Annotated in this window: 13 protein-coding genes and 1 other RNA gene; 7 read left to right on the top strand and 7 right to left on the bottom strand. The window is 60.7% G+C overall.

The window, feature by feature from the left end:
- Positions 1 to 41: 41 nt before the first annotated feature.
- Positions 42 to 1,820: an acetolactate synthase 3 large subunit gene (locus tag ASG19_RS10710; protein ID WP_082476316.1), complete on the bottom strand. Its 1,779-nt coding sequence runs from the start codon at positions 1,818 to 1,820 to the stop codon at positions 42 to 44.
- Positions 1,821 to 2,202: 382 nt separating this feature from the next.
- On the opposite strand from ASG19_RS10710, the gene ASG19_RS10705 reads away from it, so the two are divergent.
- Complete coding sequence (locus ASG19_RS10705; protein ID WP_062456295.1) at positions 2,203 to 4,392, top strand: DUF87 domain-containing protein; 2,190 nt, start codon at positions 2,203 to 2,205, stop codon at positions 4,390 to 4,392.
- A gap of 16 nt (positions 4,393 to 4,408) precedes the next feature.
- On the opposite strand, the gene miaA is transcribed toward ASG19_RS10705, so the two are convergent.
- A complete protein-coding gene (gene miaA, locus ASG19_RS10700) occupies positions 4,409 to 5,302 on the bottom strand; it encodes a tRNA (adenosine(37)-N6)-dimethylallyltransferase MiaA (protein WP_062456292.1) in 894 nt (297 codons plus the stop codon).
- Between miaA and serB the strand changes: the two genes are divergently transcribed.
- Positions 5,303 to 6,196, top strand: coding sequence for a phosphoserine phosphatase SerB (serB, locus tag ASG19_RS10695; protein WP_062456288.1), 894 nt, complete (start codon positions 5,303 to 5,305; stop codon positions 6,194 to 6,196).
- 26 nt (positions 6,197 to 6,222) lie between these two features.
- Positions 6,223 to 6,825, top strand: a complete 603-nt coding sequence (locus tag ASG19_RS10690; RefSeq protein WP_062457977.1) for a GNAT family N-acetyltransferase — start codon at positions 6,223 to 6,225, stop codon at positions 6,823 to 6,825.
- Between the two features lie 9 nt (positions 6,826 to 6,834).
- Here the strand turns inward: ASG19_RS10690 and ASG19_RS10685 are convergent, their stop codons facing one another.
- From ASG19_RS10685 to ASG19_RS10665, 5 genes are all read right to left on the bottom strand, one after another.
- Positions 6,835 to 8,574, bottom strand: a complete 1,740-nt coding sequence (locus ASG19_RS10685; protein WP_244476140.1) for a Do family serine endopeptidase — start codon at positions 8,572 to 8,574, stop codon at positions 6,835 to 6,837.
- A gap of 272 nt (positions 8,575 to 8,846) precedes the next feature.
- The gene (locus ASG19_RS10680; protein ID WP_062456283.1) at positions 8,847 to 9,809 is read right to left on the bottom strand and encodes a protease modulator HflC; all 963 of its coding nucleotides are present in this window, start codon (positions 9,807 to 9,809) and stop codon (positions 8,847 to 8,849) included.
- Positions 9,809 to 10,918 carry an FtsH protease activity modulator HflK gene (hflK, locus tag ASG19_RS10675; RefSeq protein ID WP_062456280.1) on the bottom strand — a complete coding sequence of 370 codons (1,110 nt, stop codon included), beginning with the start codon at positions 10,916 to 10,918 and terminating at the stop codon, positions 9,809 to 9,811. The genes ASG19_RS10680 and hflK overlap by 1 nt, the downstream gene beginning before the upstream one ends.
- A 162-nt stretch (positions 10,919 to 11,080) precedes the next feature.
- Entirely contained in the window at positions 11,081 to 11,608 is a 528-nt protein-coding gene (locus ASG19_RS10670) for a dihydrofolate reductase (protein WP_062456277.1), read from the bottom strand.
- A complete protein-coding gene (locus ASG19_RS10665; RefSeq protein WP_062456273.1) occupies positions 11,608 to 12,402 on the bottom strand; it encodes a thymidylate synthase in 795 nt (264 codons plus the stop codon). Before ASG19_RS10665 ends, ASG19_RS10670 begins: the two co-directional genes overlap by 1 nt.
- A gap of 124 nt (positions 12,403 to 12,526) precedes the next feature.
- Here ASG19_RS10665 and ssrA point away from each other — a divergent pair.
- The 4 genes from ssrA to ASG19_RS10645 all read left to right on the top strand — a co-directional run bounded on the left by ssrA (position 12,527) and on the right by ASG19_RS10645 (position 14,070).
- Positions 12,527 to 12,895, top strand: a transfer-messenger RNA (tmRNA) gene (gene ssrA / locus ASG19_RS10660).
- Positions 12,896 to 13,006: 111 nt separating this feature from the next.
- Positions 13,007 to 13,510, top strand: a complete 504-nt coding sequence (locus tag ASG19_RS10655) for an SspB family protein (RefSeq protein ID WP_062456270.1) — start codon at positions 13,007 to 13,009, stop codon at positions 13,508 to 13,510.
- 9 nt (positions 13,511 to 13,519) lie between these two features.
- Positions 13,520 to 13,726: a DUF4169 family protein gene (locus ASG19_RS10650; RefSeq protein ID WP_062456267.1), complete on the top strand. Its 207-nt coding sequence runs from the start codon at positions 13,520 to 13,522 to the stop codon at positions 13,724 to 13,726.
- Positions 13,727 to 13,824: 98 nt separating this feature from the next.
- Positions 13,825 to 14,070: a ribbon-helix-helix domain-containing protein gene (locus ASG19_RS10645; protein ID WP_062456265.1), complete on the top strand. Its 246-nt coding sequence runs from the start codon at positions 13,825 to 13,827 to the stop codon at positions 14,068 to 14,070.
- Positions 14,071 to 14,120 lie beyond the last annotated feature (50 nt).

Below are 14,120 nucleotides of genomic sequence, written 5' to 3'. Positions count from 1 at the left end.
TTCAGGACGCCAGCGTTCCGCTGACGCCCCAGATGCGCCGATCAAACCAGCTGACGGCCCTTGGCGTCGATCGCTGTCGCAACAGCGTCATCGGTCGCCTCGTCCGGCAGCAGCATCTCGTTATGAGCCTTGCCTGACGGGATCATCGGGAAGCAGTTGGTGAGGTTCGCAACGCGGCAATCGAAGATGACCGGCCGCCTGACCGCGATCATCTCGGCGATCTTGTCGTCCAGCTCCTTGGGATCGTCGCAATACATGCCGACAGCACCGTAAGCTTCCGCTAGTTTGACGAAGTCAGGCATCGCTTCCGTATAGGAGTTCGACAGGCGGTTGCCGTGAAGCAGCTGCTGCCACTGGCGCACCATGCCCATATACTGGTTGTTCAGGATAAAGATCTTGACCGGCAGATCGTGCTGGATCGCGCAGGACATTTCCTGGATGCACATCTGGATCGACGCGTCGCCGGCAATGTCGATGACGAGCGCATCGGGATGCGCGACCTGAACGCCGAGAGCTGCCGGCAGGCCGTAACCCATCGTGCCGAGACCACCCGATGTCATCCAGCGGTTCGGCTCTTCGAAACCGAAGAACTGTGCCGCCCACATCTGGTGCTGGCCGACCTCGGTCGTGATGAAGGTCTTGTGACCCTTCGTCGCCTCGTAGAGACGCTCGACCGCGTATTGCGGCATGATGACGTCGGTCGAGTTCTTGTAGGAAAACGACTTGCGACCCCGCCAGCTCTGGATTTCGCTCCACCAGTCGGAGATCTGCGCCTTGTCCTGCTTTTGCGGCAGGGCGCGCCACAGGCGGACCATCTCCTCCAGAACATGGCCGACATCACCGATGATCGGGATCTCGACACGAACGTTCTTGTTGATCGACGACGGGTCGATATCGATGTGGATCTTGCGCGAGTTCGGCGCGAACGCGTTCAGGCGACCGGTGATGCGGTCGTCGAAACGCGCACCGACGCAAACCATGACGTCGCAGTCATGCATCGCCATGTTGGCTTCATAGGAACCGTGCATGCCCAGCATGCCGAGCCAGTTCTTGCCCGATGCCGGATAGGCGCCGAGCCCCATCAGCGTCGAGGTGATCGGGAAATCCGTGAGCTCGATCAACTCGCGCAGCAAACGCGACGCTTCCGGACCGGAATTGATGACGCCACCGCCGGTATAGAGGATCGGCCGACGGGCCGAGGCCATGAGCTGTACGGCTGCCTCGATTGCCTGCATATCGCCGGCAAGCTTGGGCGCGTAACTCTTGTTGGCAGGCGTCGCGCCCGGTGGCGTGTAGGTGCCGGTCGCAAACTGGATATCCTTCGGGATATCGACGACAACAGGTCCCGGACGGCCCGACTGGGCGATACGGAACGCCTCGTGGATGACACCGGCCAGCTGGTCGACGTCCTTGACGAGCCAGTTGTGCTTGGTGCAGGGGCGCGTGATGCCGACCGTATCGGCTTCCTGGAAGGCATCCGAGCCGATCAGGTTGGTCGGAACCTGGCCGGTCAGACACACGAGCGGGATCGAATCCATCAGCGCGTCCTGCAGCGGCGTAACCGCGTTGGTGGCGCCTGGACCTGAGGTGACGAGCATGACACCAACCTTGCCGGTCGAACGGGCATAGCCTTCGGCCGCATGGCCGGCGCCCTGTTCGTGGCGGACGAGGATGTGCTTGATGTCATCCTGCTGGAAGATTTCGTCATAGATCGGCAGGATCGCGCCGCCGGGATAGCCGAAAATATGCTCGACGCCGTTGTCCTTCAGCGCCTTCAGGACGATCTCTGCGCCCGTCATCCTGTTATTCGTATCCGTCATCATCGTCATCCGTTCACTTCTGGATTTACCGGCGGCTCCTCCGAGCCGGTTTGAAGACATAAAAAAAGGCCCCTTGAGGAGCCTGTCTTTCCGCGCATGGGTGGCTATCGCCGGACGGTTACACCGTCCTGCCCATGCGCGTTCCCACCACGATAAGTGCGTTCGAAATCTTCATGGCCGTGAGTGTTAGCCGGATATGCCCCATTCGTCAACGCAGACCGTCAGCAAAAACGTCATCTCATTGAGATCGCTCGCAGTTCGCGCCGAAAGTCACGAGGTCCTACACAAGTTGTTAAGCCGGCAAGGCTACAGTCGCGAGATTGGAGGAACCTGATCTCCATATCACCTTTCGATTGCCACCCCATTTGCAGGGCCGTTACTGTTGTTGAACAACGACCTTCACCGTTCGATCTCTGCCGGGGAGCAAGAGCGTCGCGATGCCCAGAAAATCGGTAACCGGATGCTGGGCCGTGTCGTCGCCTGCAACGGCTCGCATGCGACGATCGCAGCTGTCGCCGAGCATGGCGACACCGATCTCACCGAACTCTGGTCCGTCGGCCGGCTGATCTCCATTTCCGTCGGCAGCAACCGCGTCGTCGCGCTTGCCTATTCGATGCAATCTGGCGAACGCCAGTGGGCGGAAGGCGAAGACACGAAATTCCACATCGAAGTCGAGCTGCTCGGCGAGGTCCGTGTCGGGCATGATGGCCGCGAAGAGTTTTCGAGCGGCATTTCCGCCTACCCCTATCTCGGCGCCATTGCCCATCGTATCCGCTCGGCCGACCTTCTGCGCATCTACGATGCCGGCAAGAACGATACGTGCACGATCGGCAAGCTCAGCCAGGATGAAAGCATCGATGCGGCGATCCATGTGCCTTCAATGCTGTCGAAGCATTTCGCCATCGTCGGCTCCACCGGCGTCGGCAAGTCGACAGCCGTTTCGCTTCTCCTGCACAAGGCGATCGAAGCTGACCATCGGCTCCGCGTTCTGATCCTCGATCCGCACAACGAATTTGCGGCAGCCTTTCCCGATCATGCGGTCATTATCGATACCGACACGCTCGACCTGCCTTTCTGGCTGATGCGCCTTGAGGAATTCTCGGAGGTCATTTTCCGTGGCCGCCCGGCTATCCCCGAAGAGCTCGACATCATGCGCGACCTCATCCCGGAAGCAAAACGCGCTTTCAAGGGCAGCGATTCGGGCCTGATGCGCCGCTCGGCTTCGGAAAAAAGTTCACTGACCGCCGATACGCCCGTCCCTTACCGCATGGCCGATCTGCTGGCCCTGATCGACGAACGGCTCGGCAGGCTGGAGGGTCGCTCCGACAAGCCGTTCCTGCGCGCTCTGAAAATGCGCATCACGTCGGCTATCAACGATCCGCGCTACCATTTCATGTTCTCCAACAACACGATCCAAGACACGATCATGGAGACGATCGCGCATATCTTCCGCATTCCCGGCGACGACCGGCCGATCTCGACGTTCCAGCTTGCCGGCATCCCATCGGAAGTCGTGAACTCTGTCGCCTCTATCCTCTGCCGCATGGCGTTCGAGCTTGCGCTCTGGAGCAATGGCGCAATTCACATGCTCGTTGTCTGCGAGGAAGCGCACCGCTACGTACCGGCGGACCGGGAGCTCGGGTTTGCGCCGACCGTGCAGGCCATCTCCCGCATCGCAAAGGAAGGCCGGAAATACGGCGTTTCCCTTGGCATCATCACGCAGCGCCCCGGCGAGCTTGACCAGACGATCCTGTCCCAGTGCTCGACACTGTTTGCCATGCGCCTGTCGAATGAACGGGATCAGGTCATCATCAAGTCGGCGATCCCGAATTCGTCGATTTCGACGACGAGCTTCCTGTCGTCGATCGGCAATGGCGAGGCAATCGCGTTCGGCGAGGCCATCTCGGTTCCCATGCGCATGCGCTTCTCACGCGTCGAGAAACGCTATCTTCCAAAGACCAACAGTCTTGCAAACAAGGGCAGCGAAGAAACGCCCGACACGGTTGATTTGCGTTCGATCGTGTCCCGCATGCGCTCGGTCACAGCGCCGGAAATCTCATCGTTCCAGCAGAGCTATTCCGCCAATCCACCCGCCCCGGAGGCAGGTCTGCCGATCCCCCCCGAAGACAGGCAGGCTGTGCCGGCCGCCGATGACGCGGAACTGAATGACTGGCGGCGTGAAATCGGCAGCGGTATACCGCCGCTCGATGCGCCTGCCCCGCGCTCGCCGGAGCCGCCCTCGTTGGCACCCTACACATCCGACATGCTGCCGACCCCGCGTGCAGCGGAGCGGCTTGCACCGCGCTTCCCGGAACGCGACAGGCCGGTTGAGCGCTTTGCCGAGCGTCCCGCGGAGCGCCAGACCGACCGGCTCACGGATCGCCCGCCCGCCATTCACGACCGTTTCGCCGATCTTCGTCGGCAGGTTTCGTCCGAGACCCCTCGACCAGGCTCGCCGTCACTGGAACCGCGTCCGAACGCATTCCTGCGGCGCGAAGCTCCGCCAAGGGAAGGTTCGTTGCGCGATGGTCTTCTCAAGAAGCCGCTGAGCAGTCTCTACGACAAGGACTGATCCCGAGCGAGCGCCCTCACGTCGCGAGGCGCTCCCAGCTTTCGTCCATCTGGTTGCGGAACCAGGTCATCTGACGCTTGGCGTATTGCCGCGTCAGCGCGGAGCCACGCTCGATGACCGCGTCGCGGGTCATCCGTCCCGCGAGCATTTCGACGATCTCCCGCACGCCGATCGCCTTCATGATCGGCAGGTCCGGGGCCGGATCGCAGGCGAGCAGCGATTCGACCTCCTCGACTGCGCCCCCATCCAGCATCTTGACGAAGCGGGCATTGATACGATCGTGCAGGATCTTTCGATCCGGCAGAACGACGATTTTGCGCGCTCGCAACGGATCGATGATGACCGGGCCTGCCTTGCCCTGAAACTCGGTGATGGATCGGCCTGTTTCTTCCAGCACCTCCAGTGCCCGCAGGATTCGCTGTCCGTCCATCGGCTTCAGATTGGCGGCCACCGCCGCGTCACGTGCCGATAACTCCGAGTGAAGCGCCTGCGGTCCCTCCTCCTTGAGCCGCAAGCGCACACGGCACCGAATATCCTGGGAAATCTCCGGCATGTCCGACAGACCGCCCGTGAGCGCCTTGAAGTACAGCCCCGTGCCGCCGACGAAGACCGGAATCCGCCCCTGTTCTTTCAAGACCGGCAGGAGTGCGGATACGTCCCGCTGCCATTCGCCCGTCGAATAGGCGTGCGTCGCCGGCACATGCCCATAGAGGTAATGGGCGATGTCCCCTGTCTCTTCCTCTGACGGACGCGCGGTGATGATCCTGAGCGTGTCGTAAACCTGCATGCTATCGGCATTGACGACGACGCCGCCGCATTCGCGTGCCATGCGAATGGCAAGCGCCGACTTGCCGCTGGCAGTTGGCCCGGTTATCAGGATCGCATCAGTATTTTGCATAAGGTCGGTCATATGGCTTTCGTTGCCACGCTCATTGCCCATCCGTCAAACCCCGTTCTCACTCCGGCCATCGCCGAACGGGCCGCCGAAGCGGTCAACGCCTCCGGTCTGTACTGGCTGGCAGACGGGATCGCCTGCGATATCGCCCTTCGCGACGGCACCGATCCGTCGGCTGCGGAAGAAACACTCCGCGGCTTGATCGGCGAGGAGCGGATCGATGTTGTGGTGCAGCAGGCGGAAACCCGGCGCAAGTCGTTCCTCATCGCAGACATGGATTCCACCATGATCGGCCAGGAATGCATCGATGAACTCGCCGACGTCGTCGGTTTGAAGGACAAGGTGGCGACGATAACGGCACGTGCCATGAACGGCGAGATCGCATTCGAGCCGGCGTTGAGAGAACGGGTGGCGCTCTTGAAAGGCCTGCCGATCGGCGTCGTCGACGAGGTCATCGAGAAGCGGATCACGCTGACATCGGGTGGACCGGAACTGATCGCGACGATGAAGGCGAAGGGTGGGTACACGGCACTCGTGTCCGGTGGCTTTACCGTCTTTACCAGCCGCATCGCCGCAATGCTCGACTTCGACGTCAACCGCGCCAACATCCTCCTCGAACAGGATGGTATCCTTACCGGCGACGTCGCCGAACCAATCCTCGGCAAACAGGCCAAGGTGGATGCGTTGGAAGAGATCGCCCGCGAACTCGGCATCACCCCTGATGATACGATTGCTGTCGGCGATGGCGCAAACGACCTTGGCATGCTCGGCATCGCAGGCTCCGGCGTGGCCCTCCACGCCAAGCCCACTGTTGCGGCCCAGGCCAAGATCCGAATCGACCACGGCGACCTGACCGCGCTCCTCTATATCCAGGGCTACCGGAAGACGGATTTCGTCATTCCCGGCTGAGGCTCCACAGAGGGATGAGCAACACCATGCAGCCGCAGCCTATCGCAACCACGCTCCTTGAAACTTCACGCCTCGTCCTGCGCCGCTGGCTCCCCACGGACCGGGACCTGTTCCGCGAAATCAACGCGGATCCTGACGTGATGGCGTTCTTTCCGTTCCGTCGCAGCCACGACGAATCGGATGCGTTCCTCGGGAAACTGAACGACATGTTTTCCGAAAACGGGCTTGGCTTTTACGCGCTCGAACTCAGGGAAACCGGCGAGCCACTCGGGTTTTGCGGGCTGACCTATGCCAATATGCCGGGGATTTTTCCGGCCGAAACGGTGGAGATCGGCTGGCGTCTGGCTGCCCGTTACTGGGGCAATGGCTATGTGACGGAAGCGGCAGAAGCGCTGCTTGATTTCGCCTTCGTGGAGAAGGACATCAAGGCTGTCGTCTCGTTCGCCGTAGCGGACAATAACCGCTCGACGGCTGTCATGAAGCGCCTTGGAATGCATCGGGCGGCCGGCATGGATTTCGACCATCCGCGCGTGCCGGAGACGCATCCCCACCTCAAGCGCCATGTCGTCTATGCAATGACACCGGAGGAATGGACAAGGCGGAACGCCCGCCTTGTCGAGAAAGCCTGAACTCTCAGGCTATTCCAGCGGAAGTGCCACGAACCGCAGGTTTCCGGTCTTGTCGGCCACCATGACATGCGCGTTGCGGCGGCCTTCCTTCTTCAGCACGTCGAAGCGCTTGGCGACCTCACCCGGGTTCTCGACGAAGTCCTGGGCGATTTCGACCACCACGTCGCCGGCCTTGAAGCCCTTGGCAGCGGCAACCGAACCAGCCTTCACCTCGGACACCACCACGCCCTCGACGCTTTCCGCGATCCCGAACGTCTTGCGGTGCGCCTCATCCAGCACGCTCAGCGTCATGCCGTAAACCGTGACGGGCTCGCTGCTTTTCTCGCCGGCGTCCGGGGAGCCGCTGTCATTCTTGCCCTGGTCATCCGGGGACTGATCGTCAGGGCTTTGTGCGTCTGGCGACTGTCCTTCGGGTGCTGCCGGCTCATCGCCATCTGCGGCATCGGCCGTATCATCGAGTTGCCCGAGCGTGATGCGGACGGTCTGCTCCTTGCCGTCGCGCAGCAAACGCACCTCGACATCCTTGCCCACAGGGCTTTCGGCAACAATCCGCGGCAGATCGCGCATCGAACTGACCGACTGTCCGTCGAAGGCGAGCACGACATCGCCCGACTTGATTTCACCGTTCTTGATCGGACCGTTTTCAACGACGCCGGAAACCAGGGCTCCACGGGCCTTGTCGAGCCCCAGGCTCGCTGCAATATCGTCGGTGACCGGCTGGATGCGGACACCGAGCCAGCCGCGGCGGGTCTCGCCGAACTCGATCAGCTGATGGACGATGTTTTCCGCAAGTTCTGTCGGGACGGCAAAGCCGATCCCGATCGAGCCGCCGGAGGGCGAAATGATCGCCGTGTTGATCCCGATCACCTCGCCGCGCATGTTGAACAGCGGTCCGCCGGAATTGCCCTTGTTGATCGCCGCATCCGTCTGAATGAAGTTGTCGTAGGGCCCTGCATTGATGTTTCTGCCGCGTGCGGACACGATGCCGAGCGTCACCGACCCGCCAAGACCGAACGGATTGCCGATCGCCATGACCCAGTCGCCGATCCGGATCTTCTTGGAATCACCGAAGGGAACGGCCTTGAGCGGCGTCTTGGACTCGACCTTCAGCACGGAGAGGTCGGTTTTTGTGTCGGTGCCGACCAGCCGGGCCTTCAACTTACGGCCATCCGGGAAAATCACCTCGATATCGTCGGCGCCTTCGATAACGTGGTTGTTCGTCACCACATAGCCGGAGGAATCAATCACGAAGCCGGAGCCGAGCGAAGACACCTTCTGGTTTCCGCCCTGATTGTCCTTGTCGTCGAAAAAGTCGTCGAAGAATTCCTGGAAGGGTGAGCCCTCCTGGATCTGCGGCTGCGGGCCGGCACCCTGGTCCTTGACGCTCTGCGACGTCGAGATGTTGACGACGGCGTCGAGCAGACCTTCCGCCAGGTCGGAGATCGGCGCTGGACCGGCGGGCACTGCGGACGGGCTGACCGGAGGTGGCGGATTGAACTTGTTGCCGACTGGCGCTGGTGGCGCGGGCAGCATGCCGCCGGGCTGGGTGGCCGGCTGGCTGTTCGCCTGTGGAGCCGGCGCCTGTCCCGGAGGTGCCGGGGCTTCCCCCTGCGGAGCGGGCGCCTGTCCCTGAGGCGCTGGCGCCTGTGGCCGAGGAGCCGGGGCCTGGACCTGCTGCGGCTGGGCCGGGCTTTGCGCCAGTGCCTGAAGCGGACTGACCATGACGGCAACCACTAGACCGAGGCTCACGGAACCCTTCAAGGACGATAGTTTCGAATGGCCCATTGGCATCCTCGTTTTCTGTCACGGTGTCTGCCGCGGCAGAAAAGCATCCGTGCAACCCACAACGTTACGCATTGATAACTCGCGCCCCGTTCTGAAGAAAGCATAGGGCGGAATAACGGCCGGGAAAATTACCTTTTCGTGAAACCGCGACCATCAGCGAACATGGATGTGGATGACGGGTGAAAAGGGCAGTTGCGAAAAGGGCGGCCATGACAGGCCGCCCTTTTCTTGAGTGCTTAGTTCGTCGGTTGCACCGGTGCCGGCTGGGCTGGCGTCGGCTGGGCCGGTGCAGGCCGTCCCGCTGCAGGCGGCGTTACCACTCCGTCCGACGAGTTGAAGAACCGGAAGAACTGTGAATCAGGCGAAAGCACCAGGGTCGTATCCTTCCCGGCCATCGAGGCGACATAGGCGCGCATCGACCGGTAGAACTGGAAGAACGACGGATCACGCTGGAACGCTTCCCCGAAGATGCGGTTACGCTCGGCATCGCCCTGACCTCGGATGATTTCCGAATCGCGCTGCGCTTCCGATACGAACTCGACAACCTGGCGGTCGGCGATAGCACGGCGGCGCTGGCCTTCTTCGCTACCACGGGCGCGGATGAGTTCCGCTTCCGCGAGACGCTCGGCACGCATGCGCGCAAACGTCTGCTGCGAGACTTCCTGCGTCAGATCCGTACGGCGGATGCGAACATCCTGGATCTTGACCCCAAGCGTTTCGGCGGCAACGTCGAGATCACGCTTGACCTCGGTCATCATCGACGCACGCTCTTCGGAGAGTGCTTCAGTAAAGCTGCGCAGACCGTAGACGCGGCGCAGACCGGCGTCGAGACGCGTGCTGATACGCGATTCGGCAGACACGCGATCGCCCGAAACCGCTTCCCGGAAACGCTGCGGGTTTTCGATCCGGTAGATCACGAACGCGTCGACTTCATAGAAGGCACCGCCGCGGACCTGAACGCGGATATTGTCGAGATCCAGGCGAAGTGCGCGGTCTTCGATATACTGAACGCGATCCGCATCGGCAAAGGCGAAGGGAAGCTTGAAATAGATCCCCGGCTCGTTCTTCACGCTCTGGATTTCACCGAAGCGAAGCACGAGCGCCTGCTGCCGTTCGTTGACGACGAAGACGGACGAGTAGACGAGGAAAAGGAGAACGGCGAGACCGATCAGGAAAGCGGGCAATTTGTTCGAGATCATCAGTTGCCCCCCTGTGCGGCTGCCGGCCGGTTGATTTCATTGAGCGGCAGATAAGGGACGACGTTCTGACCCTGCTCGATGATGACCTTGTTGGAGTTCTTCAGAACGTTCTCCATGGTCTCGATGAAGATGCGTTCGCGCGTCACGTCCGGTGCGTTCACATATTGGTCGTAGATCGACACGAAGCGCTGCGCTTCACCCTGAGCCTCGTTGACCGTCTGGTCACGATAGGCGGACGCCTCTTCGCGGACCTGCGCGGCCTGACCACGGGCGCCACCAAGCTTCTGGTTGGCGTAGCGATTGGCTTCCTCGACGATACGGTCTTCGTCCTGCTCGGCGCGCTGAACCTCTTCGAACGCGTCTGCCACTTCACGCGGCGGCGCTGCATCTTCGATCGGCACGGCGTTGATGGCAATGCCTGCGCCGTAACGGTCCATCGTGCCCTGAATGATGTCGCGCACCTGGGTCGACATGCCTTCACGAGCGTCGCGGAAAATATCCTGAGCCGGACGGCGTCCGACGACTTCGCGCATGGCGCTGTCTGCAACCTGCTGCAGCGTCTGGGCCGGGGCCTCGACGTTGAAGAGATAGGCGCGTGGATCGGTGACGGTGAAGAGGACCGAAAACTGGACGTTGACGATATTCTGGTCGCCGGTCAGCATCCATCCGGCATTCGAATTGGTGGCACTGCTGCGCGCACCGATATTCTGCTGCTGCTCGGTGACCTTGACGATCTCCACCGTTTCGAACGGCCAAAGATGGAAGTGAAGGCCCGGCATGGACAGTTCTTCCTTGGGCTTTCCAAATCGAAGTTCGACGCCCCGCTCGTCCGGCTGAACCGTATAGATCGATTCGAATGCCAGGAATGCGAGAACGGCCAGAAAGACGACCGCGACTGCTCCGCCGTTGAAACCACCAGGCATAAAACCCTTCAGCCGGTCTTGGCTGCGCCGCAGGATGTCTTCGAGGTCAGGCGGTCCGCCATTTCCCCCTCCGCCACCACCGCCGCCGCGCGGACGGTTCGGGCCTTGTCCCCAAGGTCCTTGATTGTTACCGCCGCCGCCGCCGCCCCATGGGCCGCCGCCGCCATTCTGATTGCTCCAGGGCATCAAAACCTCTTTGTTAGTGCTACTCCCTAACCGGTCGCCTGTCCGAGCCGCCTGAAATGCAGCAGCTCGCGGTCCGTGCCCCCGGTCATGCCGTTATAAGTATCGGAAGAGCCGCTTTCAACGCAGCTTCAATAACTTCCCGGTGTTCGGTAACGAATTATGTCACTTTGGCATCGATCGGCGGCTGTAGACAGCAAAACGGGTGGCAAAGCTGTCGCGCTCGCCGGCCGGGACGAAGATCTCCTCGATCTTTTCGTACACGGTTGGATCGATTGCTGGAAACATCGTATCACCGTCTGCAATATCCGCTTCCACATGGGTTACGTAAAGTCGGTCTGCCAGATCGATTGCTTTCGCGTAGATTTCACCGCCGCCGAGAATGCCGACCTCTTCAGCACCGGTCGCTGCAGCGATCTCCCTCGCCCTAGATATCGCCTGCTCGAGGGACGCCGCCGTCTCCACACCCTCGACCGAGAGATCGCGATTGCGGGTGACCACGACATGCGGGCGGCCGGGCAGCGGCTTGCCGCCGAAGCTGTCGAGCGTCTTTCGCCCGACCACCATCGGCTTGCCGAGCGTCATCGCCTTGAAACGTTTGAGGTCGGTCGACAATCGCCACGGCATGTCGCCATCTCTGCCGATGACATTGTTGCGCGACACCGCGACGAAGATTGCGACCGGAACCGCCATCAGACTGCAATCGGTGCTTTGATGCTGGGATCAGCGACGTAATTCTCCAGCGCAAAATCCTCGAAGCGGAAGGAGAAGATGTCCTTCACATCAGGATTGATACGCAGTGTCGGCAGCGGCTTCGGCTCGCGCGTCATCTGCAGCTGCGCCTGTTCGAAATGATCCGAATAGATATGCGCGTCGCCAAGCGTATGCACGAAATCGCCAAGCTTCAGCCCGGTCACCTGCGCCACCATCATGGTCAGGAGCGCGTAAGAGGCGATGTTGAACGGAACTCCCAAAAATATGTCCGCCGACCGCTGGTAGAGCTGACACGACAGCCGCCCCTCCGACACGTAGAACTGGAACAGGCAATGGCAGGGCGGCAGCGCCATGTCGTCAACCTGTGCAGGATTCCAGGCTGTGACGATGTGCCGGCGCGAGTTCGGGTTGACCTTCAGGTTCTCGATCAGGTTGGCGATCTGATCCACATGACCGCCATCAGGCGTCGGCCATGAGCGCCACTGATATCCGTAAACCGGACCGAGATCGCCTTTTTCGTCTGCCCATTCATCCCAGATGGAGACACCATTTTCCTTGAGATAGGCAATGTTCGTATCGCCCTTCAAAAACCACAAGAGCTCATGGATGATCGAGCGCAGATGCAGCTTCTTCGTGGTGAGGACCGGGAAACCCTCGTTCAGATCGAATCGCATCTGGTAGCCGAAGACCGAGCGGGTACCGGTCCCGGTGCGGTCGCCGCGGTCGGCGCCAGTCTCCATCACGTGCCGGAGAAGGTCGAGATACTGCTTCATAGGTCTTCCGCCGATTGGTCGAGATCGTCCTACATAATAGCACGAAGCCTACTCACCAATCACCTCCCCGTCACCGGCGCGGCTTTTCCAAGCTTTTCACGTTGATGATAGGAATATGACGAGACCTCTTTTCATCCGGTTCGCAAACCCCTATATCACTCGTGCCGGACTTCGGTTCGGATATGGCGATAAACGGTCGATGAAATAAGCCTATTGGACCCGGGGGCGGTACCCGGCGCCTCCACCACAAACCGGTCGGTCAATCTGGACCGGCTTGTGATGGGGGCGAAATAGGATCGACAAGGGTGTAAAGATCGAACTTTTGCTCGGCATGATACCGCCGTTATCGGGTCACAAGTGTAGTTGCAAATGACAACAACGCTAAGGGTTACGCTCTCGCTGCCTAATGGCGGTGCGGGAAACCCGAACTAAGTCCTTACGGTTAGCCCCGTAAGGCGGGGTCCGGAGGCACCTGGCAACAGAAGCCTTCACCTTCGCTCCCCGGTGGAATATCATGACATGACTCGACGCCGAAGCGGACTTCCCCGCGGGCGCGTCTCGTGACATAAGCGGCGTTTGAAGAGCAATAGAAAGACAGGATCGCATGGGGCAGGATCACATCCGCTACGATATTCTGGCACAGGACGCCCTCCGCGGCGTTATCCGCAAGGTTTTGTCCGAGGTCGCGGCAACCGGCAGACTGCCGGGTGACCACCACTTCTTCATCACATTCCTGACCGGCGCACCCGGGGTACGAATCTCTCCGGCGCTGAAGTCGAAATATCCGGAACAGATGACGATCGTCGTCCAGCACCAGTTCTGGGACCTCAAGATCACCGATACGCTTTTTGAAATCGGCCTGTCGTTTAACGATACGCCGGAACGCCTGGTCATCCCGTTCAACACGATCCGCGGCTTCTACGACCCGTCCGTGAATTTCGAACTCGAGTTCGAAGTGCCGATGGTCGAGGAAGGCGAAGTTTCCGCCGAGATCACCGCGATCCCGGTCGATACCACGCCAAAGGTTGTGGATGCGGATGCCGCCACCGGCGAGGACAAGAAGGAAGGCTCCGTCGTCTCCCTCGATTCGTTCCGCAAGAAGCAGTAGGCAGACACGATGTGCGCCGAGATCGTCAACCTTCGGCAGTTTCGCAAAGGCAAGGCGCGTTCGCAAAAGGACGCGGCTGCCGAACAGAACCGCATCAGCTTTGGCCGCACCAAGATTGAAAAGCAGCTGACGACGGCCCTCAACGAAAAAGCGGGGAAAACCCTCGATCAGGGCAAGCTCGAAAAGCCTTCTCCGGAAACGGACGAACGGCGTTAAGGCTTCGTTAGGCTGACTCATGGCAACGGCTTGACCGTGCGCATGCGACATCCTCAATTGCGCTCCATCAATCACCATGAGGGTGACGGGGCCTACACTTGATCCGAAAACATTCTGCGACCCTGCACGGTCATCGAACGAGTTTTTCGCTGGAAGATGAATTCTGGCATGAACTGAAATCCATTGCTGCCAAACGCGGCATCAGTCTGGCCGCCTTGATCGCCGAGGTCGACGACGGTCGTTCGGAAGACAACAATCTTTCCTCTGCACTCCGCCTGCATGTGCTGCGCTGGTTCAAGACCTCGCTGGCCGACTGTCTTGCCGGGCTGCCAGCCAGGCGCTGACGGTCAGCGTCCTCCCGCCCCCCATTTGCTCTGATCAGCGTGCCGCCGCA

The sequence above is a fragment of the Rhizobium sp. Leaf306 genome, from assembly GCF_001423425.1.
Taxonomy (GTDB): domain Bacteria; phylum Pseudomonadota; class Alphaproteobacteria; order Rhizobiales; family Rhizobiaceae; genus Neorhizobium; species Neorhizobium soli.
This window is presented reverse-complemented; position numbering and strand designations above follow the sequence as displayed.